Annotated in this window: 20 protein-coding genes, 2 tRNA genes and 1 pseudogene; 7 read left to right on the forward strand and 16 right to left on the reverse strand. The window is 56.0% G+C overall.

From position 1 onward, the window contains the following. Positions 1 to 115 precede the first annotated feature (115 nt). A complete protein-coding gene (locus tag BBD38_RS05890) occupies positions 116 to 1,093 on the forward strand; it encodes a phosphotriesterase family protein (RefSeq protein ID WP_066685736.1) in 978 nt (325 codons plus the stop codon). A 55-nt stretch (positions 1,094 to 1,148) separates the two neighbouring features. Here the strand turns inward: BBD38_RS05890 and BBD38_RS05895 are convergent, their stop codons facing one another. The 5 genes from BBD38_RS05895 to dapF all read right to left on the reverse strand — a co-directional run bounded on the left by BBD38_RS05895 (position 1,149) and on the right by dapF (position 6,934). Next, on the reverse strand, positions 1,149 to 2,063 hold the full coding sequence (locus BBD38_RS05895) for an ATP-binding protein (protein WP_066685737.1): 915 nt from the start codon (positions 2,061 to 2,063) through the stop codon (positions 1,149 to 1,151). After that, on the reverse strand, positions 2,053 to 3,492 hold the full coding sequence (locus tag BBD38_RS05900) for a DnaD domain protein (RefSeq protein ID WP_066685738.1): 1,440 nt from the start codon (positions 3,490 to 3,492) through the stop codon (positions 2,053 to 2,055). Before BBD38_RS05900 ends, BBD38_RS05895 begins: the two co-directional genes overlap by 11 nt. Before the next feature lie 13 nt (positions 3,493 to 3,505). After that, positions 3,506 to 4,411: an alpha/beta fold hydrolase gene (locus BBD38_RS05905; protein ID WP_066685740.1), complete on the reverse strand. Its 906-nt coding sequence runs from the start codon at positions 4,409 to 4,411 to the stop codon at positions 3,506 to 3,508. Positions 4,412 to 4,451: 40 nt separating this feature from the next. Continuing rightward, complete coding sequence (locus BBD38_RS05910; RefSeq protein WP_066685742.1) at positions 4,452 to 5,819, reverse strand: CCA tRNA nucleotidyltransferase; 1,368 nt, start codon at positions 5,817 to 5,819, stop codon at positions 4,452 to 4,454. 308 nt (positions 5,820 to 6,127) lie between these two features. Next, positions 6,128 to 6,934: a diaminopimelate epimerase gene (gene dapF / locus BBD38_RS05915; RefSeq protein ID WP_066685744.1), complete on the reverse strand. Its 807-nt coding sequence runs from the start codon at positions 6,932 to 6,934 to the stop codon at positions 6,128 to 6,130. 372 nt (positions 6,935 to 7,306) lie between these two features. Here dapF and BBD38_RS05925 point away from each other — a divergent pair, with 372 nt between their 5' ends. From BBD38_RS05925 to BBD38_RS14275, 5 genes and pseudogenes are all read left to right on the forward strand, one after another. Then, positions 7,307 to 8,419 (forward strand): hypothetical protein, encoded by a 1,113-nt coding sequence (locus tag BBD38_RS05925; protein ID WP_066685746.1) that lies wholly within the window; start codon positions 7,307 to 7,309, stop codon positions 8,417 to 8,419. Between the two features lie 12 nt (positions 8,420 to 8,431). Beyond that, positions 8,432 to 9,136 (forward strand): CvpA family protein, encoded by a 705-nt coding sequence (locus tag BBD38_RS05930; protein WP_066685748.1) that lies wholly within the window; start codon positions 8,432 to 8,434, stop codon positions 9,134 to 9,136. 141 nt (positions 9,137 to 9,277) lie between these two features. Then, positions 9,278 to 9,721, forward strand: coding sequence for a MarR family winged helix-turn-helix transcriptional regulator (locus BBD38_RS05935; RefSeq protein WP_066685749.1), 444 nt, complete (start codon positions 9,278 to 9,280; stop codon positions 9,719 to 9,721). Between the two features lie 10 nt (positions 9,722 to 9,731). Continuing rightward, on the forward strand, positions 9,732 to 11,147 hold the full coding sequence (locus tag BBD38_RS05940) for an MATE family efflux transporter (protein ID WP_082989518.1): 1,416 nt from the start codon (positions 9,732 to 9,734) through the stop codon (positions 11,145 to 11,147). Between the two features lie 47 nt (positions 11,148 to 11,194). Continuing rightward, positions 11,195 to 11,452: pseudogene (locus BBD38_RS14275) on the forward strand (ATP-binding protein); the annotation flags it as partial. A 138-nt stretch (positions 11,453 to 11,590) separates the two neighbouring features. On the opposite strand, the gene BBD38_RS05945 reads toward BBD38_RS14275, so the two are convergent. From BBD38_RS05945 to BBD38_RS05985, 9 genes are all read right to left on the reverse strand, one after another. Then, positions 11,591 to 11,684 (reverse strand) — tRNA-Ser (locus BBD38_RS05945). Between the two features lie 199 nt (positions 11,685 to 11,883). Then, a tRNA-Ser gene (locus BBD38_RS05950) sits at positions 11,884 to 11,974 on the reverse strand. 74 nt (positions 11,975 to 12,048) lie between these two features. Beyond that, entirely contained in the window at positions 12,049 to 13,107 is a 1,059-nt protein-coding gene (locus tag BBD38_RS05955; protein WP_066685751.1) for a substrate-binding domain-containing protein, read from the reverse strand. Beyond that, entirely contained in the window at positions 13,104 to 14,114 is a 1,011-nt protein-coding gene (locus BBD38_RS05960; RefSeq protein ID WP_066685752.1) for an ABC transporter permease, read from the reverse strand. The genes BBD38_RS05955 and BBD38_RS05960 overlap by 4 nt, the downstream gene beginning before the upstream one ends. A 250-nt stretch (positions 14,115 to 14,364) precedes the next feature. Further along, positions 14,365 to 15,597 (reverse strand): M24 family metallopeptidase, encoded by a 1,233-nt coding sequence (locus BBD38_RS05965; protein WP_066685754.1) that lies wholly within the window; start codon positions 15,595 to 15,597, stop codon positions 14,365 to 14,367. Between the two features lie 190 nt (positions 15,598 to 15,787). Then, the gene (locus BBD38_RS05970) at positions 15,788 to 16,957 is read right to left on the reverse strand and encodes a sugar ABC transporter substrate-binding protein (protein WP_066685755.1); all 1,170 of its coding nucleotides are present in this window, start codon (positions 16,955 to 16,957) and stop codon (positions 15,788 to 15,790) included. 50 nt (positions 16,958 to 17,007) lie between these two features. Next, the gene (locus BBD38_RS05975) at positions 17,008 to 17,988 is read right to left on the reverse strand and encodes an ABC transporter permease (protein ID WP_066685756.1); all 981 of its coding nucleotides are present in this window, start codon (positions 17,986 to 17,988) and stop codon (positions 17,008 to 17,010) included. 12 nt (positions 17,989 to 18,000) lie between these two features. Then, entirely contained in the window at positions 18,001 to 18,960 is a 960-nt protein-coding gene (locus tag BBD38_RS05980; RefSeq protein ID WP_066685758.1) for an ABC transporter permease, read from the reverse strand. Continuing rightward, the gene (locus BBD38_RS05985) at positions 18,957 to 20,480 is read right to left on the reverse strand and encodes a sugar ABC transporter ATP-binding protein (RefSeq protein WP_066685760.1); all 1,524 of its coding nucleotides are present in this window, start codon (positions 20,478 to 20,480) and stop codon (positions 18,957 to 18,959) included. Before BBD38_RS05985 ends, BBD38_RS05980 begins: the two co-directional genes overlap by 4 nt. 533 nt (positions 20,481 to 21,013) lie before the next feature. Here BBD38_RS05985 and BBD38_RS05990 point away from each other — a divergent pair. Next, complete coding sequence (locus tag BBD38_RS05990; protein WP_066685761.1) at positions 21,014 to 22,483, forward strand: hypothetical protein; 1,470 nt, start codon at positions 21,014 to 21,016, stop codon at positions 22,481 to 22,483. A gap of 247 nt (positions 22,484 to 22,730) precedes the next feature. On the opposite strand, the gene BBD38_RS05995 is transcribed toward BBD38_RS05990, so the two are convergent. Further along, complete coding sequence (locus tag BBD38_RS05995) at positions 22,731 to 23,132, reverse strand: DUF302 domain-containing protein (RefSeq protein WP_082989519.1); 402 nt, start codon at positions 23,130 to 23,132, stop codon at positions 22,731 to 22,733. Between the two features lie 72 nt (positions 23,133 to 23,204). Continuing rightward, positions 23,205 to 24,665 (reverse strand): sugar ABC transporter ATP-binding protein, encoded by a 1,461-nt coding sequence (locus BBD38_RS06000; protein WP_066685762.1) that lies wholly within the window; start codon positions 24,663 to 24,665, stop codon positions 23,205 to 23,207. Positions 24,666 to 24,726: the final 61 nt, after the last annotated feature.

The following is a 24,726-nucleotide window of genomic DNA, read 5'->3' on the forward strand; positions in this document are numbered from 1 at the left end:
TTTTATCGTTTACTTTGTCTAGTTATACCATTTTTTCGATTGACTTTCAATATAAAGTGTGCTAAGTTTATAAAAAAATGTAATCGCTTACTTTATTTGATTCAAGGAGAGAAAAATGAATATTCAGGGTGTATTGGGTCCGATTAAAACGGAAGATTTAGGGTATACGTTAATGCACGAGCACATCCTTGCCGCCAACCACACGATGCGCAAGGTGTGGCCCGAATGGTACAACCACGAACAGTTCCTGGAATTTGCGGTCCGCATGATCGCCCGCGCGAAGGCGCAGGGCGTAAAAACGCTTGTGGACATGACTCCGTTCCAGCTTGGCCGGGATATCCACGTAATCCGCGAGGTTGCGGAAAAGGCGGAGATCAATGTAATCGCCTGCACGGGCTACCACTATTTTGAAGACCTTTGCCTGGTCGACAAGGGGTCCGGATTCCTCGCGGAACGCCTGGTCCTCGATATTGAAAAAGGCATCGAGGACACGGACAGCAAGGCGGGCATCATCAAATGCTCGACGGACAGGGCTGGCATCACCGACTTCACCCGCAGGATCATGATGGCGGCGGTCATCGCCCATAAGGCGACGGGCGCGCCCATTTCCACCCACACCGCCTCCATGCAGAACGCAATCGACCAGATGGACTTCTTTGAAGCCGAAGGGGTGGACCTTGGCAAGGTTATCATCGGCCACATCGGCGATATCGACGACGTCGGGTTCCTCGAATCCGTCGCGGACCGCGGGTGCTTTATCGGGCACGACCGGTTCGGCGTGGATACGCGCCATCCGGATATGCTTTCCTCCGCAAAGCGCGCGGAAAACGTCGTGCAGCTGTGGAAGGACGGTTATCTCGGCAAGGTGGTGTTCAGCCACGACGCTTCCTGCTACCTCGATTACTGGGAAGGCCGGGAAAACATGGGCAATCCGTGGGAAACCACGCGCAATACAGACCTTGAAACGTGGCAGTTCCAGTTCGACTACATCAGCCGCCATACGCTTCCCCTGCTGCGCGATGCGGGCATGACCGATGCGGAAATCAATACCATCCTCGTCGATACGCCCCGGCGTATTTTTGAAGGCAGATAAAACAGGCCGACAAAAAAACAGACTGCTTTTGCAGCCTGTTTTTTATTTCCGCTGATTACCGCCGCAGCCGAAGGTCCGTGCCGTCCAGCATCAGCACCGCGCATTCGCGCGATTCGAGCCGCGACGAAATGCGTTCGCCGTACCTTCCCTGCAAATCGTCCACATTGGTCGCGACGGCGGTATGCCGCCCCGCCTCGAGCCTGCGGTTTAAGAGGTCGAACAAATATTCCGTGGTTACGTTCTGCGTCATCGGCTCCGTTCCGAGGTCGTCGACCAGCAGCAGCTGCGCGTCCTGCAAAAAGGAGAGGGGCATTTCCTCGCCCATGCGGTGCCTGAAGAACGCGCCGAACAGCTCGCCCGCACGAATGAGGCACACGTCGATCCCGCGTTTCTTTGCCGCCGATGCCACGCACCGCAGCAAATAGGATTTCCCAAGGCCCGCCTTGCCGCGCAAAAGAAGGTTCAGGCGTGGGGTGTCCGGAAAGGCGTCCACATATTTTTTACAGATTCCGTATGCAAGCTCCGCCAGGGCCCGCTGTGTTTTGCCCATGGCAAGCTCTTTTTCCCCGTCGAACACAGACATATCCGCACGCTCGAAGCTCTCCGTGAGCGCGTCCACGTCGGCCGCGCCATAGATGCTTTGATAGACCTCCCGCAAAAAGCAGGCGCAGTATTTCCTGCCCACAAGGCCCGTATCCCGGCACGCGGGGCACGCATAGGGAATGAGCAGCCCTTTGGCCCGGGCAATTTCATCCTGCCTGCGCCCAAGCTCCGCGATCTCCCCGTCAAATCCGGCGGCGTCCTCCGCCAAAAAAGCGCGTTTCAGCTTTTCCGCAAGCAGCGCGCGCTTCTGTTCCTCGAGCTTCATAATTTCCGCGTCGTTCTTCATCCGGCGCTCGTTTTCCTGGTCTATCTTCGCATGCCGGAAGGAAAAGTCCTCCAGCAGGTCGATCACGGTCTTATTCGCCATACAGCCGCTCCATATCCGCATACGCTTCCTGCTCGCGCTTCTTCTTTTCCTCGTCGGTATATTCGCGTTCCACCGCGACCGGCGTTTTTGCGAACAGGTTGCTCAGGTTTTGCTTCTGCGCCTTTTCCAGCGTATCCACGCCTTCCTCCGCCCAGCGGTTCAGCACCTTCATCATGTATTCAAACGGCCGGTCTTTGAGGGAACTGTATTCCGCCGCGTATAAAAGCACATCGTGCGAGAGCCCCTTTTCCTGGGTCAGCCGCAAATAGGTCCGGCGGTCGGCCTCGCCGATCGTCCGCTCTACCCCCGCGCTCTCATAAACCTGCGCGATCTTGCGGTCGATGGTGTTTTGCTTGCGCAGATATTTTTTGATCTCCTCCTCGGTTCCAAGGCCCTGCTGCTTCCAGTCTTTCAGGAATCCGTCCACAGACTCGAACCGGCGGCTGCCGATCTTCACAGACTGCGCGCACGCAAGCAGGATGATCTGCTGCGGAAATCCCGCCGACCGCCATTCATCGTAAAACTGCTCGTGCTTGGGGGCGACCACGATACGCGAATATTTGAGCGCGGTCAATATCTCCTTGATATTCGCGCGGCGTTCCTTTTGCGCGGTATAAAATTCACTGATTTTGCGGGAGGACGTAATGCCCCTGTCATACAGGGAACGCAGGATCGCATCGAGGTATTTAAAGGGCTGGTCCTTGGAAAATTCCTTGCCCTTCATCACGAACTCAATCGCCTCGTGCGTGAAGCCCCATTTTTCCGTCCATTTGTTGTAAAGGTCCATCTCGGTCTTGCCCGGATATTTGCCATGAAGGCCCATCAGCCGCATCAGCCGGTTTGCGCCGCCCGAAACCGCCTTGTATCCTTCAATTTTCTGCTGCGCCTTTTCGAGGGTATTAATCCCCTCCTCGCTCCAGCCCTCGGCCACCTTGTCGAGGTACGCCACGCTGATACGGTTGCCGCGTTCGGCCACGCAGTATTCCACCAGCGCGAGCACCACTTCCTGCGGCAGGCCGAACACGTCGGTATAATCGTAAATTTTATTCAGCTCCGCGGGCGAAAGATCGCGGTTCAAAACCGTGCGCAGCATGTTGTTGAAATTCTGCATCTCATAAAGGGGCGCGCGCCGCTTTTTCGGCTCGTCCTCCCTTGTGGTGCTGTCGGGCATTACGAACGCGTACTTTGCGCCGCTTTTTGTCATCTGACCCTTGAGGCACCAGTAATTGAGCGCGGCCTCGATCTGCGAAGCCGTCATATGCAATTCCGCTTCGAGCTCCACATCAGAAAGCTGCGTGCCCGCATTCGCAAGGCACAGCCCATACAGGTAGACCTTTACATAATCCGCCGGCGCGTCGCACATATATTTTTTTAAAAATATGGTGGGAACGGGCGTTGTCGCCTGTTCGTCCAGCGTGAATTTAATCATTGCCTGCGCTTCCTTACCCCTGCTTTTTCGGCTTGCAGAATTCTACGACCGCCTCGTTCACCTTGTCCGGCTTTTCCTCGTTTACAAAAAATCCGCAATTCCGAACGGTAAGCGAGCTTGCCGAAGCAAGCGGGAATTGGAGGAATTCGTTTTTCTGGCCGCCCGTAATCTTGTCCTCCGCACCGAGGATCACAAGCATCGGGTTTTTTACGGCATGGATATTTTGTTTGATTTCATCGTCAATAAAATTGCCCACGCACATCTTCGCGATCACCTTGTAGTCGCGGTCCATGAGGCCCATCGCATATTCCTTTGCGACCTCCTCCGTGACGAGCGTGCGGTCGAAATAGCAATCCTCGAGCACGCCGCGGATCGCGTTTTCCGAAAGCATCATTTTTCCCGCCGTCATGCCCAGGATGGAGGGCAGCCCCTTTGTTTTGGCAACGCCTCCGCCGTTTGACGTAAGCATGGGCGAAATAAACACCAGGCGTCCCGCGCGGTTCACATTATGCGCCACAAAATCCAGCACATAGGCCGTCGCTTCCCCAAATGCGCAGAAGTGCGCCGCCGGGAGCTCTTTCACGTTCATGAAGGATTCGAGCGCGAGCGCAAACTCCTCGATACTATAACTCATCTGCGGTTTTCCGGAAAATCCGTGGCCCGGGAGGTCGATTGCGTAAACATGGAAGGATTTCGCGAGTTCCGCAAAATTGTTGCGCCATGCGTAAAGGGACTGGCCGATCCCGTGTACCAGGATCAGCGGTTCGCCTTCCCCCGCCTCAAGATAATGCAAAGGCAGGCGGATATCTTCCACTTCCTCTTTTCCATGGTCGTCAATATATGTATCGAATTCCACTTCGGCGTATTCGCCCACGTGCTCCCTGTTGAGAAATTTTTTGATGCTGATCGGTTCAAACACTACTGCTTCCTCCCAATATTGATGCAGGCATTCCTGTCAATTATTCGTTTCCACGAGTATTTATTATTTTAGCATATCTGATTAGATTTTTGTAGCTATTTTGAGACGGTTTTTTCAAAGCGTACGCGTGCAGTGCAAAAAGGATTTCTCCCACGCGTTTTCCGGGCGGGATATGAAGCTCGCGCATCACGTCGTCTCCGTTCACGGCAAGCTGCCGGAGCGAGAGGGGCGCGTCCTTTTCCCGCAGCTCACGCAGCGTCTCCCGCCACTTCCCGGCGGAAAGCGCAGGGGCCCCCATGCCCGAGCCGCAAAAGTCTGCTTCCCGCACATCCGCGAGACGTAAAAACTGCCCTTCCCCGAGCTTCACGATCATGCGTACCACCGCCTTGCGTTTCGCGCGGTTGTCGAGGTCAAACATATGCGCCCCAACCAGCGCGCATACCTCGTCCACGGTTTCCCTGTCAAAGCGCAGTTCCCGCAGCGCGGCCCCGGCCAGCGCCGCGCCCGCCCGGTCGTGCCCGTACATCTTTCCCGTTTCGCGGAATACAGGCGGTTTGCCGAGGTCGTGCAGCAGGGCCGCGAGCCGCGTGACAAGGTCGGGCGGGGCGCACGCGCACGTGCGCAGCGAATGCTCCATCACGTCATACGCGTGGTATTGCGTATTTTGCCCCATGCCGTCCCCTTCCGTAAGCGCGGGGACAATGTAGGAGAACGCGCCCAGTTCTTTCAGCATATGCAGGCCGCAAAGCACGCCCTCCTTGTTTCCGTATTTCGTATCCGCCATGAGGATTTTCACAAATTCGTCGCGAATCCGCTCTTTGGAAATATCCGCCAGCCCGCGGACGTGCGCCCTTGCGCATTCCCACGTACCCGGTTCCACCGCAAAGCCAAGCTCGGCGGCAAAGCGCACCATGCGCAGGATACGCAGCGCATCCTGCGTGAGCGTCTGCGGCGTTACCTGCTCAATCGTTTTATCCTTTACCGCTTGAAGCCCGCGCCCGGTGGGGTCCGTAATACCGCCGTCCGCGTCCATATAAAGCGCGTTTACCGTAAAATCACGGCGGAGGGCGTCCTCGCGGATGTCATCCGTAAAGCGCACCGTTTCGGGCGTATGCGCGCCCCCGCGGCCATAATTGTCACAGCGGAAGGCAGTATATTCATACACGTAAAGCGCATCCCTAAAACGCTGCTTTACCACCACCGTTCCAAGCCCAAACGCCCGTTCCTCGAGAACCAGCTCGGGCGCGGGCAGCGCGCAGAGCGCCTGCGGCGGCGCGGGAGAGGTAAGGTCGAGGTCCGTCCCCGCAAGCCCGAGCAGGGTGTTGCGGGGATAGCCGCCCACAAGGTAACAGGGGGGCAGGCCCGCTTCGCTCCATATTTCAAAAAAACGTTCAATATGTGCTTCCATTTTTGCGCTCTATTCTTCTCCTTGTGGGCGGAACATTAACGAAGTTCTTTTTTGCGGAACAAAAAAGAACCGCTGGACTATCTCAATTTGCCCGTCGCCTCCGGCTCGGCTAAATTGGATATTCCATGTGCCACAAGGCAACAAGGGGGCAGGCCCGCTTCGCTCCATATTTCAAAAAAACGTTCGATGTGTGTTTCCATAAATTTAAATAACAGATAATAAGTAATAGATAATAGTAAATGTGTCCGCCAAGGGCGGACGAAACATATCTGCTGGCACCTTCCCTATTCCTTATTACTTCTTACTTATTACTTGCCTTTCGTATCCCCCTCGAACACATACTCCGCCGCGCCCGTCATAAAGGCGCGTCCATCCGGCGCAAGCTCAATGTGCAGCGCGCCCGGCTGTACATGCATATCGATCTCGTTTGCGGCAAGCCCCTTTTTGAAAAGAACCGCCGCGCATCCGGTTGCGCCCGTCCCGCAGGCGAGCGTCCTGCCCGCGCCGCGTTCCCATGTGCGCATATGCGCGGTGTGTCCGTCCACAAGCTGCACAAAGTTCACGTTTGTCCCCCGCGGGAAGAGCGGGTCTTTTTCAATCCGCGGCCCGAGGCCGTCGATGTCCGCACCTTCGAGGTCCTCCACCAGCACCAGCGTATGCGGAACGCCGCAGAGCACGCTCGCCGCCCGCAGGCCGCACACCTCAAAATCCAGCGGGTCGTCCGCCAGGACGGGGATATCGCCGCCCGCAAAGGACGGAATTCCCATATCCACGCGCACCGCCGCCACCTCGCCGTTTTCTACGATAAGCTGGGGTTTTACCACGCCCGCAAGCGTCTCGATGGCCATATCCGGCGTTTTTACAATCCCCTTATCATATACATAGCGGGCAAAACAGCGCACGCCGTTCCCGCACATCTCCGCTTCCGATCCGTCTGAATTGATGATGCGCATTTTCACATCCGCAATTTCGCTCGGCTCCACCAAAAGCAGGCCGTCCGCGCCCACCGCAAGGCGCCGCCTGCATAAATCGCGCGCCAGTCCGGCAGGGTCCGCCGCTTGCCCTTCAATCACAATAAAATCATTTCCGAGTCCGTGCATTTTTGTAATATGCATTCTTTACACCTCGCTGACCATTCGCCTGTTTTTTATCTTCCAATCTTTCCCGCCGGAAATATACATTATAAATTCGTTCCCGCGCATCCATCCGCACCCTTCGGGGCCATAAGCTGTGTCCTGCCCTTCGGGGCCATAAGCTGTGTCCTGCCCTTCGGGGCCCCCGGGCGGCTCGAACGCAGTGAGGCGCCCGGGGTGAGGCGGAACCGGCCGCAAGGCGAGTTTTCCCGCTTCGCGGGGAAACGAGGACAAGGCCGTGTTCCGCCGAATGTGAATTCTTCTTTAACTTCTCATATTATATCACATTCCTTTCGCATTTTATGGTACAATAGATTAAAATCAGAAGTTTCTGCTTTACGGGGTAACCATCATATGTACATGAGACCTTCGCGCCGGAAGAAGCGGCGCAGACTCACAAACCTCATCATATTAATTGCAATCATCGCGGCTGCGGCAGTGGGCGTGTTTTTCCTTTTGTCCAATTTTACGGATATCGAGCTGTTCAGCCCACCGCTGAAGGAAATCGAAACCGTTTTGCCTGAAAGCGCTGTGGCAAACGAAAACGGCATCCTTTACGAAGAGGATGGCTCCCTTTATTTAAAAGACCAGAAGGGCGGCGCCCTGTGGGATTTGAAGCTGGAGCCCGCAGACGCAAGGTTTGCCCAGTCTCCTTCCCTGATCTGCACATGGGCGCAGGCCAACCTGCAGGTGCTTTCCTACGCCAGGGAACAGCTTTTCACCGCATCGGTCGCCTCCGACATTATGGATGTGCGCTGCGGGAAAGAAACGGTTGCCGTTTTAACGGGCGCGGCGGACGAAGCAGGCCAGACGCTTTATTACCTTACCCTCTTTAACAGCAAGGGTACGCAGACGGGGCAGATCGAGTTCAAAACGCGCCAGGTGATCGATTTTGGGTTCACCGGGGACAGCGACATGCTTTGGTCGCTTTCGCTCGATACCTCAAGCGTCGTTCCCATTTCCTATATTTCCACCTACAAGGCGGACGGTTCGCCCACCAGCAGCATCGAAAACAACACCCAGGTGATCGAGCGCGTATATGTCACCTCGGATACGATCTTTGCTTCCGGCACCAACAACCTCTTTTCCTACAACTATTTCGGCGAAAAGCAGGGCGAAGCATTGATCTACGGGTGGAAGCCCGAGGTGTCGAGCATCGGAGGCAGCACGCTCGAGCTTGCCTATGTGCCGCGCGGCTCGGCCGTTTCACTGGAGGCGGCAAAGCTGTTCTCCAACGACCTTGCGGAGCGGATATTCTACCTTCCGCAGAACACCTTTGCAGTTGCGGTCACGCAAAATCAATTTTACGCATATACGCCCAACGCGGTCATGACATACCAGCTTTCGGGCGAGCTTGTGAAAACGACAAAATTGGATTATACTTTAACGGCTGCAAAACAGCTTTCCGATACCCTCGCCGCCTGCTGGGACAAGGAAGGCAAATGCTACCTGATGCAGCTGAATTAAACCGGAGGACGCATGGATATCATCAACCTCAATTGGATCATACTATTCCTGATCGCAATCTATATTTTGCAGGGGCTCCACAAGGGCTTCCTGATTTCGGTCGCAAACACGGTGGGAATGGCCGTTTCGTGGCTCGTTGGCTTCCTGTTTTCCCCCCTTATGTCGCAGGCCATTGCAAAGGGCTCTTTTTACAACTTCCTCTTTTATTTCACCAACGGGGTCGACCAATTGCAGGCGTCGGGCAACCTTGCGGTTACCTCCCTCTCGCAAACGCAGATCGGCGATATCGTATCGACTGCGGGGCTCCCCTTCCCCTTCGACCAGCTGGTCTCGAGCAATATGACCAACCAGGTGTTCGAGGCGCAGGGCTTCCATACCGTATCGGAATATTTCGGCTACACCATCACCAATGTCGTGGTGAATATTTTCTCGTTCCTGGTCATCTACCTGATTGCCCGCATCGTGATTTCGCTGCTCGTTAATGCGGTCAATTATGCATCCCCGCTCCCCGTTTTGCGCAAATGCGATTCCCTTGCGGGCGGTGCGGTGGGCGTGCTGCGCGGCTTCCTCGGCATGTTCGCGCTGTTCATGATTATCCCCGTGATCCTGATTTCCATGCCTGCGGATTTCATCACCCCGATCCTGAACGATTCCCCGATGGCCACATTCTTCTATGAATCAAACTTCCTGCTCGGCGGCATTTCAGGCGTGATATAGGCGGATTCCGCTTTTTTCCGGGCCCTGCTGTGGATGCGGGGCCTTTTTTTGCGCCTTCTTCCATGCCGCATGCTTGACAGGGGCTGCTTTTTTCACTAAAATGGTTCACAAATGAACCATTTCTTTTTTTGGGGATAAACCATGAACGAATATGACGAAAAGAATTTACGGCCGCTGCTGTTTTTAAGCCGCAAGCTGAAAAAGCTCTATGAGAAGGAATGCGCGGAGGCGGGAAGCGCCTTCGGGCTTACGCAAAGCGAAATAGACGTGCTTCTTTTCCTTGCGAATAACAAAGGCTTCGATACGGCGATGGACATTGTCCGCTACCGTTCCGTTTCCAAGGCGCTCGTTTCCAAGGCCGTGGATTCCCTCACGGCGCGCGGGTACCTGAAAACGCATATAAACCCGGCGGACAGGCGGTATACGCACCTTGTAATCACGGATAAGGCCGCAGGGGCGGTGCGCGCCCTGCAAGGGGCGCAGGACGCGTTCGCAGGGCTTTTGAAAGACGAAACCACGCCGGAGGAACGAGCCGTAATCGCGGCTGTAATGGGCCGCCTGTACCGAAAATTTGAAAATGACTGAGGAAACAAAAATGGCAAACCAAATTGAAACCGACCTCGGGCAGGGCAGCGTCGGCAGGCTCCTGCTCCGGCTGGCGGTGCCCACGGTAACCGCGCAGGTCGTCAACGTACTGTACAATATGGTGGACCGGATGTATATCGGCCACATTGAGGGAATCGGCGCGCAGGCGCTCACGGGGGTGGGCGTTTGTATGCCGCTGATTATGATTATCTCCGCTTTTGCCGCGCTCGCGGGCATGGGCGGGTCCCCCCGCGCGTCCATTATGATGGGCCGGGGCGACCATCCGGCCGCGGAAAAGATACTCGGCAACTGCACAACCCTGATGCTGGTTATTGCGGGCGTGCTGACGGCGGTGTTCCTTGTGTTCGGGCGGGATATGCTGCTCGCGTTCGGGGCCAGCGGCGACACCATCGGCTATGCGATGCAGTATATGCCCATTTACGCCTGCGGTACGGCGTTTGTGCAGATCGCGCTCGGCCTCAATTCCTTCATCACAGCGCAGGGCTTTGCGAAAACAAGTATGTTCACGGTGCTGATCGGCGCCGTCATCAACATTATCCTCGACCCCATCTTTATTTTTACGCTGGATATGGGCGTCGCGGGCGCGGCCGCCGCAACGGTAATCTCGCAGGCGGTTTCCTGCATCTGGGTGCTGTCCTTCCTTGCGGGCAGGCGCGCGGTGATCCGTTTGCGTCCGAAAAACATGAGGCTCCGGGCTTCCGTAATCCTGCCATGCATCCTGCTTGGCCTGTCGCCCTTCATCATGCAGTCCACGGAAAGCATTATCGCCGTGTGCTTCAATGCGTCCTTGCAGGTATACGGCGGAGACATCGCCGTCGGGGCCATGACCATCCTCACGACGGTGATGCAGTTTTCCATGCTGCCCCTGATGGGGCTTTCGCAGGGTGCGCAGCCCATTATCAGCTTTAATTTCGGCGCGCGCAGCGCACAGCGGGTAAAACAAGCCTTCCGGCTCCTTTTGATTGTCAGCGTCGCCTATTCCGCGGCATTGTGGGCGCTCGCCATGCTCGCGCCGCAGGTGCTCGTCTCCATTTTCACACACGACCCGGCGCTTTCGCAGGCGGCGGTTTACGCCATGCGCATTTATATGGGCGTATCCCTGCTGTTTGGCGTGCAGATCGCGTGCCAGCAGACCTTCATCGCCATCGGCAATGCAAAAACGTCGCTGTTCCTCGCAATCCTGCGCAAGATCATCCTGCTGATCCCGCTCATATACATCATGCCGCACCTCCTCGCGGACCCGGTAACGGCGGTTTTCTCCGCGGAGCCCGTAGCGGACGCAATTGCCGTGGCGACAACCGCCGTCCTGTTTGCCGTCCAGTTCAGGCAGGCAATGAAACGGCTTGGCAGCGAAGCGCCGCAAGACCCGCCGCGCGCAGGCGCTCCCGCACGGCAAAATACATAACAATAAATCACGACGAAAGGTGTTCCCCGACATGGCAATAGCGGAGCAAAGGAGCGAATCTGTTTTTCCAGCTTGTTGCCAAGCGCTACGAGAAAAACTCGACGATCCTGACCTCCAATAAAGCTTTCTCGGCATGGAACGAAACATTTTCGGATATTACGATCGCTTCGGCGATCCTTGACAGGATATTGCATCACTGCCAGGTTGTCAGCATCAAAGGGGAAAGTTACCGTTTGAAGGAGCTCAAAGAAATTATGCGTCAAAGGCAGCAGGTTTTGAATACTTTATTCACCACCGAGTCTTGATTTTTTTGCCTTTTACCTACAATTTTTAACCGCTATAAACTTCATTTTTACTCCGCGATTGACAGTCCGAAAACCATGCAAAAAGCAGCCCTTAAAATGCCAAAAACCCGCTCATAGAGCGGGTTTTCAGACAAATTTTGGCGGAGAAGGAGGGATTTGAACCCTCGCGCCGATTACCTCAGCCTACTCCCTTAGCAGGGGAGCCCCTTCAGCCGTACTTGGGTACTTCTCCAACTGAATTCATGAACCTTTCTTTTGTTTTATTCGACTGCCTCCGCACATTGGCGGAGAGAGTGGGATAGCGCGAACTTCGCCTTCGGCTCGTTCTTGGCCTTCGGCTCGTTCTTGCATGAACCCACGCGGTTTCAAATCCCTAAAATTACCGGGACACAGATGCGCGTTGGTCCATCTTCCCGACGCCCTCCCATAAATGGCGGAGAGAGTGGGATTCGAACCCACGGATGGGGTAAACCATCGCCGGTTTTCAAGACCGGTGCCTTAAACCAACTCGACCATCTCTCCATCCAAATACGCTTTAATAGTATAGCAAACAGGGAGCCGCGTTGTCAAGCAAATCCCCTCCAATTTACTCCCTCTCAATATCCGGAATGCCCAATGTATTCTTCCACATTTTCCTTTGTAATCACCGGGCACTCAAGCTCGATATAATCCGGGATTTTTTCCCCCTCCATCACCTTCACACCCGCAAAAATACCTGCCGGCATGGGAATGGGGTACGCCACCACCGCGTCGATATCCCCCGCCTGCACCGCGCCGAGCGCCGACTCCTGCGCGTCAATGCTCACGATGGGAATATCCCTTCCCGCAGCCTTGAGCGCCTGGATAATTCCCATCGTCATTACGTCCGATTGGCTGAAAATCGCGTCGATATCGCCGTCGTCCGGAAACCTTTGCAGGAGGTCTTCCATTTCCCCGAGCCCGCGGGTCTGCAAAAAATCCGCGTACGGCGCGGCGATCACCTCGATCTCCGTGCCCGCAATTCCCTGTGCAAAGCCGATATGCCTGTCGTTGGTGTTGGAGGCGGCGGGCGCGCCCTGTATTTCCACAACCTTTCCCCTGCCGCCAAGGAGCTCCGTCATGGCTTCCCCCGCTTTTTGGCCGATTTTCATATCGTCCGCCTTAACCACGGATTCATAATCCGCGGGCACATAGCGGTCCACGCACACCACGGGAATTCCCGCCGCCTTCAGGCGTTCAAACGCGGGCACCATCGCCTCTTTTTCCACCGGATCGATCACCAATACGTCAATCCCCCTGGCAATATAATCGTCGATCAGCGCGCTCTGCGTCACCGGGTCTCCGTCCCCGTTGCCGATCAAATAATCCATATTCGGAAAATACTTTTCCAGCGTTTCCTCGGCCATTACCTTCGTGCCGCCGCCATAGGGAAACCGCATAGAGGAAACGATCACTCCCATGGTGCCGGTGTATTCGCCAAGCGCTTTTTCCGGCACAAGGGACCCGGCCGCCGCCTCGCTGCAATAAATACCGAAATCAACGGGCGCCCCGTCCACGGTGTAAAGCACGGTCTCTTCCTCCCCCGCCGGCCTGTTCACCGGCGATTGGGTCATGTGCCCGCAGGATACCAGAAGCAGGACCGCCATGGTAAGAAGTGCGGTTACGGTTCGTTTCATAGCCCCCTCCACGCTTCCTTGATGCGCTGTCTGAGCCCCTTGGTGGAAAGCAGGATTGCAAGGATGATAATGACTCCCTTGACGATCTGCTGGATATAGGTCGGGACGCCCGTAAGGTTCAGCAGGTTGGCGACCGCCGTCATAAGCAGTACGCCTACCACCGTCCCCACGACGCTCCCCTTTCCGCCCGAAAGGCTGGTGCCGCCGATTACGATGGCGGCAATGCTGTCAAGCGCCGCGGTGCTTCCCGCCACCGGATGCCCCACATACAGCCGACACGCCGTTACGATGCCCGCGAGCGCCGCACAGATGCTGCATATGATGTAGGTAAGCATAATGATCCGCGTGGTGCGCACCCCCGCGAGGCGCGCGCCTTCAAAGCTGCTTCCCACGCTGTACACATACCGTCCGAACGGCACATACCGCAGGATCACAGCCGAAAGCACAGCCAATGCGGCAAACAGTACGAACGGGCCGGGAACGGGTCCCACGTTTCCATTTCCGAAAAAGTCGATCACCGGGCTCGATACGGTCGTGAACTCCACGGGAATTCCGTCGCACAAAAGAAGCGCTATTCCCCCGGTAACCGAGGAGGTCGCAAGCGTCATAATAAATGGCTGTATACCGAAAAAGATCGTACCGAAGCCGTTGATAATGCCCACGATCGCGCCGAGGAGCAGGGCGCACAAAACCGCAGCCCACAACTCATAGCCAAATTTTGTGAGGATGGAAAACGCAATACCGGTGGCCGCGAGCACGCCGCCCACCGAAAGATCGATGCCGCCGGTAATAATGACGAACGTCATGCCGATGGCGATAATGCCTGTGGTGGAAGCCTGCCGGGCGACATTCGTAATATTCTGTATGCTGAAAAACTGTGGTGCAAACAGGGCGATCAAAAGCAATACGATGACGAGAAGCGCGATCATCGCGGCATTGTTTTTCAGGAAACCCGCTACATTTTTTTGTATTTCCGCCCCGCTGCCCGGTACGCTGCGCCTGTTCATGATATAGCTACCCCTTTTACGCTCCTTTTTTTGTTATTGTAACAAATAAAACCCATCAAAAAAACTAACATTCTTGCGGACTTATCCGAATCATATGAATCCAGGGGGGACAGGCGGCGGGGCTCCTGGAATTCGCCCCCGGTTCGGGCCTTGTATCGCTAACAGGCCCGTTTTGCGGCGGGGCTTCTTCCCGGCAAACAAAACAGCCGCCAGTCGGCGGCTGTTTTAAGGAAAAAAAGTTTTGTCCTGCTTACGGCTTATAGCTGAACCGCGGGAAGTTTGTGAGCGGTTCCATTCCGTCTTTATGGATGACGATCGGGTCCTCCGTACGTACGCCGGTAAGGTTTTCGTCGATGGCGGACAGCTCATACGCGAACGTCTGCCCTTCCACGAGAATGTCGTCCGAATCCGGCCCGATGATCGGCATTGCCTCCTCGGGGTCCATCCCGGTTCCATGCGGCCCGAGGCGGCCTTCGCTCGGGGATACGATGAACTGGGTAATGCCTTCCTTGTCTGCCGCCGCACGAATAACCGCATCCGCTTCGCGGCCCGTCATGCCCGCGCATATCTGCTCGAGGCCCGTTTCAAATACCCGGTTCAGTTTTTCAAGCAGCTCGACCTTTTCTTTCTGTACATCGCCGAAGACGTATGTCCGTGCGGAATCGGAGCAGTAATCGTTGATCCGGCAGCCGTGATCCATCATCACGATATTTCCGCGGGTGATTTTCGTGTCCGTGGGCCGTTTGAACAGGGAAAGCAGGTTATCGCCCGTCTGTACCATGATGTCAAACGCGATGCTGTGCGCGCCGGAGGCGAACATCGCCGCGTATACGAGGCTCTGCGCCTCTTTTTCCGTAATGCCGTCCTCTATCACGTCGTAAAGCATCTGCGCGCCGATATCCGCAACGCGCCCTGCCCTGCGCATCGTGCGCAGCTCCTTTTCCGTCTTGATGGATTTATAATATTCGATCATCTGGCTTTGTTTTATGTCTGCGTCCGGGATTCCCTTTTTGATTTCGTCCCAGATTTCGAGGTCGCAGTACGTATAGCCGCACAGCGCAACCTTTCTGAGGGGCTTTTTGGAATTGTAGTCCGCGAGGAATTTGCTCAGCTCGCCGCGGATTTCACGGATATCGTCGCCCATATACTTCATCGCGGATTCCTCGTGCGCCGAACGAATCTGGCTGTCGGGCAGGAAGAACACCGGGTCTGCGCCCGGGGCGAGGAACACGATTTCCGGCTGCGGATACACGCCGTCAATGGTGCGGTAGTTAACCAGCCAGCGGATGTTGCTCATGCGGTAGCAGTCGCCGAACACGAGCATCGCGTCCCATCCTTCCTCCTCGATTTTTCCTTTTACCATTTCAACGCGCGCTTTATATTCCGCGCCCGTGATCGTTTCGCCGAAGCCGTCCCAAATGCTTTCATTGATAAGCTGTTCAAACTTCGCGGGTAACATGTCTCTCGTTTTTTTTGCAATCATTTGTTTTCCTCCTTTTGATTTTTTATGATTGTTTGCTGTATGCAAATTGTTTGACAAAAGCTCTGGTTCATTTTATCTCCGGACAGGCCGGAAAATTCGCTGCCGCCGGAATGCGGCGTTCCGGATATCCTGGATTTTTGAGGCGCGCCCGGGTGTATGGAGATGCGTCCGGGCGCGGCCTCCCGTTCACTCAGTTATAGCTTTCCTCTGCCGCAAGCGCCCAGTCCACATACGCCTCGGGGATATCGACGTTTTCCTTGTCCACGAGGATCGTGGGTACGTTGATAACCTTATCGATGCTGTAGCCGAGGAGCTCGTGCATAAAGATCGCCTTAATGGCCTCGCGGCCCTGGTCTACGCTGCCCACGTCCACCGTCGCGGTGAGGCCGCCGCTGCGAATCTGCTCGAAGCCGGATTTCAGGCCGTCCGCGCCGACTACGATAATGCCCTCGTTGCCGTCCCACATTTTAAGGCCCATTGCCTGCACGGCCTGTACGGCGCCCTGCGCCATCTCTTCATTTTCACCATAGATGAAGCTCACGTCCGGATTTGCCTGCAAAAGGTTTTCCGCTGCCGCCATGCCCGAATCGCGCACATACTCGCCGCGCTGTTCGCCCACGATGGTAAGGCCCGGATATTCGGATACCGCTTCCATAAAGCCCTCGCGGCGGGAAGTTGTCCAGTGTCCGTCGTTGCCGGAGATAAAGAGGATTTTTCCTTCCCCATTCAGCTTTTCAGCCGCATACTGGCCGACAAGGTAGCCGGACTGGCGCGCGTTGTCGTAGCTGATAACGGAGGTCGCCTTGATGGTATCGACGTCCCACAGCTCCGCCGGCATATTGAACAGGTAAACCGCCGTGCCCGCCGCCGTCGCTTTTTCATAAACGGCGTTCATGGAGTCGAAGTCGCCCGCCGTGCATACGAGAACCGCGTCGAATTCCTTGGTTGCCCAATTCTCGATCGTCGAAACCTGGGATTCCACCGCGTCGTGCTCGCTCGGAGCCACAAACTCGAATTCAAAATTTACGCCGAACCGGTCGTGCAGCTCGTCCATCATGGTGTACGCGCCGTGCATGATGATGTCGTAAAATTCGGATGCCGCCGGCGGCGTGAAACCGATTTTGAAGGTTTTCCCTTCCACCTTGGCGCGTACCGCCGCTTCCCAGGCCGGGTCGCCCCATTGCCATGTGCCGTCCGCGGCGGAGACCGCCGCCGTTGTTCCCGTATCGCCGACGCCGCCGTCCGATGCCGCCGGGGTCTCCGCCGGGTTATCCACGTTTCCGCAGCCCGCGAGCGCCACGGTCATCACCATGAGCACCGCGAGGACGAGTCCTGCCACTTTAAAATGCCTTTTTTTCATATTTCATTCCTCCTGTTATTTTTATGCATAACGATGTATGCAATTCTTGGTCAGTCCTTCTTGTTGCGGTGGCTCAGAAACTCCACCGCCACTACGATCAGTATGATGATGCCTTTTACAATGGTTTCCCAGTCGGGGTCCACGTTCAAAAGGTTAAGCGCGTTGCTGATGAGGTAGATGATGAACGCGCCGAGCACCGTGCCGATCAGCGTTCCCTTGCCGCCCGAAAGGCTGGTGCCGCCGATAATCGCCGCTGCGATGGCATCAAGCTCATAGCCCTTGCCCATTTCCGGATGCACCGTTTCAAGGCGGGAAGCGAGCGTGATCCCCGCGATTGCCGCCATCAGGCCGGACAGCGCGTATACCTTAATCAGCAGCTTATCCGTGTTGATGCCGGAAACCCGCGCCGATTCCTCGTTGCTGCCATACGCCGTCACATGCCGCCCGAACGCTGTGCACCGGTATACGAACTGCAGGATGACGAACGCCACAATGGCGATTACAATCGGGAACTGGAGCCCGAAAATATCCCCCTGCCCGATGAAGCGGAACCCGCCCACCATGTAGTTGCGGAAGGGGATGGAGTTCGTCCATACATACATTACGCCCCGTCCGATACTCATCGTGGCAAGCGTGGCGATAAAGGGCGTGATGTGGAGCTTGGTAATCATCAGGCCGTTGCCCGCGCCCACAAGCATTCCCACAAGGATTCCCGCAATAACCGCCGGGACGATATTGACGTTCATGGAAAGCAGCCAGCCCGACATGCCGCCCGAAAGCGCCAGCATTACGCCCACCGAAAGGTCGATACCGCCGGTGGTGAGCACGAACGTCATGCCAAAGCCAAGAAGCATGATAAACACCGACTGGCGGAACACATTCGTGAGGTTCGAGACCGAAAGGAAGCTCGGTGACAGGAAGGACATTACGACCATCATGATGATCACAAAGATCAGCAGGCCGAGAAGCTGCCGGTCTATTTTCTTTTTTGCCTTTACCGCGAGAGGCGCGGTCATTTCATTGTTTTTCATATGCCCTCCTTCCTAGACCCGTTCGGTTTTCAGCGATGTAAACCGTTCGAGCGCCACGGCGATGATGATAATTGCGCCGACAATGATCTGGCGGTAGAATTGGTTCACCGACAAAAGGTCGAGTCCGTTTGAAATCATGCCAAGGATCACCGCGCCAATAATCGCGCCGATAATGCTGCCCTTGCCGCCCGCCATGCTGGTGCCGCCGATGACGGCCGCCGCGATTGCGTCCATTTCATAGCCTCCGCCCATTTCAGACTGCACGGCCGTGAGCCGCGCGGCGAGCAAAATTCCTGACAACGCCGCAAGGAGGCCGGACAGCATATACACGCCTACCGTGATCTTGTTGCACGATACGCCCGACAGGAACGCGACCTCGCGGTTGGAGCCGATGGCCGTGACATTGCGTCCGAAGCTCGTGAATTTGAACAGGAACAGCAGGATCACAAATACGATAATGGTGATAAAGACCGGAATGGGCAGGCCGATGATGTAGCCCTGCGCAAGGTAGGTGAACTCCGGCACGGCAAACCCGCTGACCGCCCCGTTGGTGGTGGACAGCAGCAGGATTCCTCGTACCACGCTCGACATGGCGAAGGTCACAAGGAACGGCGCGATCCTAAGCTGCGTAATGAGAAGCCCGTTTATAATGCCGAATGCCGCGCCCGTACCGAGCCCCGCGAGTATACCGAGGAAAACGTTGCCCCCCGCCGCGATGATAATTCCGGTTACCGCGCCGGAGTAGCCGAGGATCGACCCGACCGAAAGGTCGATGCCGCCGATGGTAAGCACAAACATCATGCCAAAGCCGACGAGCATCACGAACACCGACTGCAAAAGCAGGTTCTGGATGTTCTCCACCTTCAGGAAGAAGGGCGACGCGATGGCGAGGAACACGAACAGCGCAATCATCACAATCAGGATGCCCAGTTCATCAAATTTTTTGGTGTGTGCAACTGCCTGCTTTTTCATGATTCATGCCCTCCCGACGCATACAGCGTAATATTTTCCTCCGTCGCCTGCTCGCGGGTGAACTCGTGCACAATCCGGCCCTGGTGCATAACATAAATGCGGTCCGCAAGGCCCATCAGTTCCGGAAGCTCGGAGGACACGAGCAGTATCCCGCCGCCTTCTTTCACGAAATCCGCAATCAGGCTGTATATCTCGTGCTTGGCGCCCACGTCAATTCCCTGCGTCGGTTCGTCGAAAATCAGCACCTTCGGCTTCGTAAACAGCCATTTCGCGAGGATCACCTTCTGCTGGTTGCCGCCCGAAAGGGATTTTACCTTCTGGTAGATGGTCGGCGTTTTGACGCCCAGCCGCTGCACATACTCCTTTGCCGTTTTAACCTCTTTGTTTTTCCGGATCACAAAGTTCCCGGCCAGTACCTCTTTGAGGTTCGCAAGCGTGATGTTGTCTTTTACGTCCTGCTCCACGAGCGCGCCCTGCAGCTTCCTGTTTTCGGGAAGCATGCCGATCCCATGCGCAATCGCGTCCCCCGGGGTCTGTATGCGGCATTTTTTGCCGTCTACGGACACCGTGCCCGACGCCTTGTCCGCGCCCACAATGGCGCGCACGGTTTCGGTGCGTCCCGCGCCCGCGAGGCCCGCAATGCCCACGATTTCGCCCCTGTTCACATGCAGGTTCACGTCGTCGATCACGCCCTTGCGCGTGAGATGCTCCACGCGCAGTATCTCGCCACCCACGGAAACATCCTCTTTTACGATGAAGTTGGTGATGGTACGGCCCACCATGCGCGCCACGAGATCGCCCTCGTCCGTGTCCCCGGGGCCGACCTCCGCCACGTTTTTGCCGTCGCGCATCACGACGATACGGTCCACAAGCCCAAACAACTCGCGCAGGTGGTGCGTGATATAGATTACCGCAATGCCCTGCGATTTCAGCATATGCACAAAGTCGAACAGCACCTGCCGTTCATGCTCCGCGAGGGCCGCGGTCGGCTCGTCCATGATGACGAGCGAGCACTTTATGGACAGCGCCTTCACGATCTCGATGACGCGGTTCTTAAGCGCCCCCAGCTGCCCGACCGGAATGAGCACGTCCTCCACCGTCGGGAAAAATTTCGCATATAATTTCTGTGTTTCCTCGAGCATTGCTTTTTCGTCCAGGCGTTTTACCGCCCTGCCGATAAGTCCCTTCTGCGTTTCTCTGCCGAGATATACGTTTTGCACCGCGTTGAGGTGCGGCGCGAGCGACGGTTCCTGGAAAATCGTGCTGATGCCGAGCGCCTGCGCGCATTTCGGGTCCGTGATCCGGACCGGCCGCCCGTCCACCCTGATCTCCCCTTCGTCGGGATGATAGAGCCCTGACAGCATCTTCATCAGCGTAGATTTCCCCGCGCCGTTTTCGCCCACAAGCGCGACAACCTCGCCCCTGCTTACACTGAGCGAAACATCGTCAAGCGCGACCACGCCGGGAAAACGCTTGGTGATGCCCGTCATTTCAATGAAAGCGTTGCCGCTGTTTCCCATATTCTTCCCCCCTGTTCTGTTTGATCGTTCCTGCGTATCCAATGGAAACTGGATTTTGAATTGAACCCGGCCTGGGCCGATTGATTTTATCTTAGCCGCCTTTCTTTTGCGTCACAAGCAACAAGCTTGTTTGCTTACCTCTCAATTCTTGCGGCGGGCCCGCGGCGGGAAAAATGCAAAAAAAGCGCGGCGCAAAAGGCTTCTCCCTTTGCGGGGGAACGCCCTTTACGCCGCGGCGGCAATATCTCATTCTTGCGGCGGGCCGCAAAAATGTGTAGGTTTTCCTTAAAACTTCCTTTGCTTTTTTTCCTGTATTTTTTAGTCCGGCCTTCCCCCGTCCGCCTTACTATCGTATAATAAAGTAAAGCAGGTATTATTCGATCATACTTGTCTTTTTAACAGAGACGCGAAACAGGAAAACGGGAATTTTCCGCAGGCTGCCTTGTGAAGCCCGCCGATTACCGCGGCATTCCGCGGATTATATCCTTGGGTGGCCAAATCAAAAACAGCCGCCCGGACATGGAGCTCAGGTCATGAAAAAATTTGTTTTTGTGCTTACCGTTGTGCTTTTGCTCTGCTTCGCGTGCCTGCCCGGCAGCGCGGCGGATTCCTATACGCTTGAAGATTACAACATGGTGCTTTCGCTTCCGCAGGGATGGTTTGTGGTTGAGCGCTATATGGCGACCGAAGAAAACGAATCCGCGTTCTTCCAGCCCGATATGGAATACAATACGGCGGATGCGCTTGTCTTTTCCGGCCCCGAAACGCCTGTTTTTTCATTTAACACATTTTTGATAGATTCCCGTTTTTACGGCGTATACAACCTTGCGGACGCCTCGCCCGAACAGCTTGGGCAGGTGTCGGCGCTTTTTGAGGAAGGCTTTTACCAGAACGCGCCCTCCGGCGCGATCCGCTCAACGCCGGTGAAACTCGGCGGCGTGCTTTATATAGAGATGGAATATGAAAAGGACGGCGCCCACGTCGGCTATGCGACCATCCGTGACGGAAAGCCCTTTCTGGTCGCCGCGCTGCCGCAGGAGGACGGCGCGGTTCTCTCGCGGAGTGCGCGGGAGGAATTTCTCGGCAGCATCCGCTATGGTGAAAACCGCTATCCGTTCGGCATATTGGTTACCGCGCTTGTGATGGCGGGCCTGTTTGCGCTGATGACGCTTGGCGCGAAAGGAACGCGCGGGGCCCTGCGCGATATCCGCGTGAGCACAAAGCAGTACAATTCCGGCCAGCATATCAGGGGAGGCATGGTTTACCTCGTCATATTTATGGTACTGATGCTGATTTTCATCATTCCCATGCTCGAGCTCGGCGCCGGATGGATCGTCCTTCCCGCCGTCTATATAGCGGGATTTGTTTTGCTTGGCCTAAAAAAGAGGGCGTTCCTTGCCGTTTATCCGGCTTGTCTTGCGGCGGGGGCTTTCTTCTGCCTGTATTCATTCGACTACCCCCTGCTGATTTTCCTGATTATTTCCGCGGGCTTTACCCTATGGCACCTTTTCTTCTCCCGGCGCGCTCTGGTCTATTTCCGCCGTTATGTGCGTCTTACGGTCACCGATACGGGGCAAACCTATACGCTTCCCGGGAAAAAAACCACGCCCAAGGCGAAGCGTCCCGCGCCCCGGGGCCACCGTGCGGACCGGCCGCGGCAGGCAGCGCCTGCGCCGCCGTATGTGCCGCCTGCTGTGCAGCATGAAACCCCGGCGAAAAAAGTTCCTTTTGCCTTGGAAGAACAACAGGCTGCGCCAATCCCTGGGGAACGCGTTGCGTCCGCGGAGGAGGGGCGGGCTGCGCCTGTTTCGGAAGAACACGCTGCGCCTATGCAGGAGGAACAAATTGTTCCCGCGCCGCAAACCGAAGCCGCTGTGCCGCCCCGGAGTCCGTCCGCGCCGGAAAGGCCTTCCCTTACGCAGGCGCCGCGCTATGCAAAGCCCGACCTGAGCGGCCCCGCCGTCACTCCGCCGCCGGATGAAAAGACTGGCGGCAATGTATAAAAAAACGGATCACGTTTGTGATCCGCCTGCGGATTTATTTTAATTTTTTCCCGCCCTGCCGCGAGCAGCAGGTTGCGGCCCGGGGCCGGGGGGTCGGCTTCCTCTTTTGCCGCTTTTGCGGCCGCGGCAATACGGCGCGGAATAAAGGGCTGTTTTTCTTCATTCCCTTTGGTTTTGGCAGCGGCGTGCTTCCCCGTCTCCCGTCTTTTTCCTTTGATCCCGCTCCGGCGCGCCTAAAGCAACGGAATCAGGCGGCGCTTTTTGCCAAATCCTCGAGGAGCGCTTGCATTTTTTCAATCACCGGGTCTATGGAAAGGCCGTAGGCCCCGGCGATATACGACATGCGCGGAAACGCAAGCCACACCTTTCCCTTTTCGTCCTCCCACACGGAAATACGCAGCGGGAGCTCGATGGAAACGCTTTGGTTCTTCTGCATCAGCCTTGTGCCCGCCTCCGGCGAACCGAACACCAGCACCTGTGTCGGCCGCAGCAGCAACCCCACCCCTTCCGCATTCCTTTCGTGGTCGAATTTCGCGAATATGGGAATATTCCGTCTGTTAAGCTCCTGTTCTATGCGCGCAACCGTTTCCCGGGAATCGAAAGCGCTCTCATAGATACACAGGCGCCCGTTTTCTTTTGTTTCCGTCATGGCCCTGTTCTCCGTTTTCTTTTATAGCATTATAATAACACGGAAAGCACCCGGGGAAACATTTCTGTCCGTTTACATATATTCCGTGAGCCGCGGCAGGTCCTCCTCCGTCAGCTCGGCGACCAGCCGCCCGTTCTTCAGCACAAGGACACGGTCGCATAGCCCGGCGATTTCGTCGATGTCCGAGGAGACGAGGATAATCCCCTTGCCGTCCGCGGCAAGCTCGTTCATCACAATATAAATTTCACTGCGCGATACGATGTCGATTCCCTTGGTTGGCTCGTCAAGGAGCAGGATACTCGCGTTTGAGATCAGCGACCGCCCCACCATTACCTTTTGCTGGTTGCCCCCGCTTAAAAAGCGGATTTCCTGGTGCAGGCTGTCCATCCTGAGGTTAAGCTCGATGGACTGGTCCACCACCTCCTCCATTTCCTGTTTCAGGTCAAGGAAAATTCCCTTGCGGATGTCCTCGAGCGCGGAAATGGTCAGGTTGGCCGCGACTCCCATGTCGGGGAACAGGCCCGCGTCCATGCGGTTTTCATTCACATACCCGAAGCCGTGGTTCACCGCGTCCGTCGCGTTCTTAAGCTCGAGCTCTTCCCCGCGCAGCTTGAGGAGGCCGGAATCCATCTCGAATTCGCCGAAAATGGTTTTGATGAGCGCGGTGCGCCCAGAGCCCGTAAGCCCCGTAATGCCAAGTATTTCCCCGGCGTAAAGCCTCAGGCTGATATCGTGCAGCACAAGGCCCATGTTCATGTGGCTGATTTCAAGCAATATTTTATCCTGCCGCACAGCCTTCGGCGGGTACAGCCGCAGGGATTCGTTCCCCGAAATAAGGTAGCTGAGCCGGCTGGCGGAAAGGCCCTTCGTGCTGCATACGGCGACGTTTTTCCCGTCGCGCAGCGCCGTCACCCGGTCGCACAGCGACAGCACCTCGCCGATGTTGTGCGTAATATAAATGATGGATTTCCCCTGCGCGCGCATTTCCTTCATGAAACGGACAAAGATTTCCTTTTCTGCCGCCGCCAGATTAATCATGGGCTCGTCCATAATAAATACCCGGGCGTCCGAAAGATAGGCCCGGGCGGTGGAAACCATATACCGCTCGCTGATACTGAGCTCCTGCACCTTCCTTGTCACGTCGAGCGCATATCCCATTTTTTCAAGTTGGGCGCGCGCGTTCGCATACATTTTTTTATAGTGAATCATGCCGCCCCGTTTGGGCATGCCGTTTAAAAAAATGTTTTCCGCAACCGTAAGGTCTGGGAGCAGGTTGGTGGCCTGGTATACCGTGAAAATTCCCTCTCCGAGCGCTTCGCGCGGGCTTTCAAACTGCACCTTCCGTCCGCAGAAGGTGATGGTGCCGCTGTCGGCGGGAAACACGCCGGAAAGAATGTTGACCAGGGTGGATTTTCCCGCGCCGTTAAGGCCCACAAGCGCGTGGATTTCCGCATCCGCAAGCTCGAATCCCACATTATTCAGGACCGGGTTCCCCTCAAACGATTTGTTGATGTTGTTCATAGTCAGCAGCATTTTGTATCTCCCTTTATGCGCCGCGATTTTAATGCGCCGTATGCCTGTTTCGTATATACTA

It is taken from the genome of Christensenella intestinihominis (genome assembly GCF_001678845.1).
In the GTDB taxonomy this organism is placed as follows: Bacteria; Bacillota; Clostridia; order Christensenellales; family Christensenellaceae; genus Christensenella; species Christensenella intestinihominis.

Excerpts from the sequence above, each read along its gene's own strand:
- BBD38_RS05970 (WP_066685755.1), bottom strand. The coding sequence starts at position 16,957 with ATGAAAAAAAGGCATTTTAAAGTGGCAGGACTCGTCCTCGCGGTGCTC.
- BBD38_RS05940 (WP_082989518.1), top strand. The coding sequence starts at position 9,732 with ATGGCAAACCAAATTGAAACCGACCTCGGGCAGGGCAGCGTCGGCAGG.
- BBD38_RS05965 (WP_066685754.1), bottom strand. The coding sequence starts at position 15,597 with ATGATTGCAAAAAAAACGAGAGACATGTTACCCGCGAAGTTTGAACAG.
- BBD38_RS05980 (WP_066685758.1), bottom strand. The coding sequence starts at position 18,960 with ATGAAAAAGCAGGCAGTTGCACACACCAAAAAATTTGATGAACTGGGC.
- BBD38_RS05955 (WP_066685751.1), bottom strand. The coding sequence starts at position 13,107 with ATGAAACGAACCGTAACCGCACTTCTTACCATGGCGGTCCTGCTTCTG.
- BBD38_RS05910 (WP_066685742.1), bottom strand. The coding sequence starts at position 5,819 with ATGGAAGCACATATTGAACGTTTTTTTGAAATATGGAGCGAAGCGGGC.
- BBD38_RS05960 (WP_066685752.1), bottom strand. The coding sequence starts at position 14,114 with ATGAACAGGCGCAGCGTACCGGGCAGCGGGGCGGAAATACAAAAAAAT.
- BBD38_RS05900 (WP_066685738.1), bottom strand. The coding sequence starts at position 3,492 with ATGATTAAATTCACGCTGGACGAACAGGCGACAACGCCCGTTCCCACC.
- BBD38_RS05985 (WP_066685760.1), bottom strand. The coding sequence starts at position 20,480 with ATGGGAAACAGCGGCAACGCTTTCATTGAAATGACGGGCATCACCAAG.
- dapF (WP_066685744.1), bottom strand. The coding sequence starts at position 6,934 with ATGCATATTACAAAAATGCACGGACTCGGAAATGATTTTATTGTGATT.
- BBD38_RS05890 (WP_066685736.1), top strand. The coding sequence starts at position 116 with ATGAATATTCAGGGTGTATTGGGTCCGATTAAAACGGAAGATTTAGGG.
- BBD38_RS05930 (WP_066685748.1), top strand. The coding sequence starts at position 8,432 with ATGGATATCATCAACCTCAATTGGATCATACTATTCCTGATCGCAATC.
- BBD38_RS05995 (WP_082989519.1), bottom strand. The coding sequence starts at position 23,132 with ATGACGGAAACAAAAGAAAACGGGCGCCTGTGTATCTATGAGAGCGCT.
- BBD38_RS05990 (WP_066685761.1), top strand. The coding sequence starts at position 21,014 with ATGAAAAAATTTGTTTTTGTGCTTACCGTTGTGCTTTTGCTCTGCTTC.
- BBD38_RS06000 (WP_066685762.1), bottom strand. The coding sequence starts at position 24,665 with ATGCTGCTGACTATGAACAACATCAACAAATCGTTTGAGGGGAACCCG.
- BBD38_RS05935 (WP_066685749.1), top strand. The coding sequence starts at position 9,278 with ATGAACGAATATGACGAAAAGAATTTACGGCCGCTGCTGTTTTTAAGC.
- BBD38_RS05925 (WP_066685746.1), top strand. The coding sequence starts at position 7,307 with ATGTACATGAGACCTTCGCGCCGGAAGAAGCGGCGCAGACTCACAAAC.
- BBD38_RS05975 (WP_066685756.1), bottom strand. The coding sequence starts at position 17,988 with ATGAAAAACAATGAAATGACCGCGCCTCTCGCGGTAAAGGCAAAAAAG.
- BBD38_RS05895 (WP_066685737.1), bottom strand. The coding sequence starts at position 2,063 with ATGGCGAATAAGACCGTGATCGACCTGCTGGAGGACTTTTCCTTCCGG.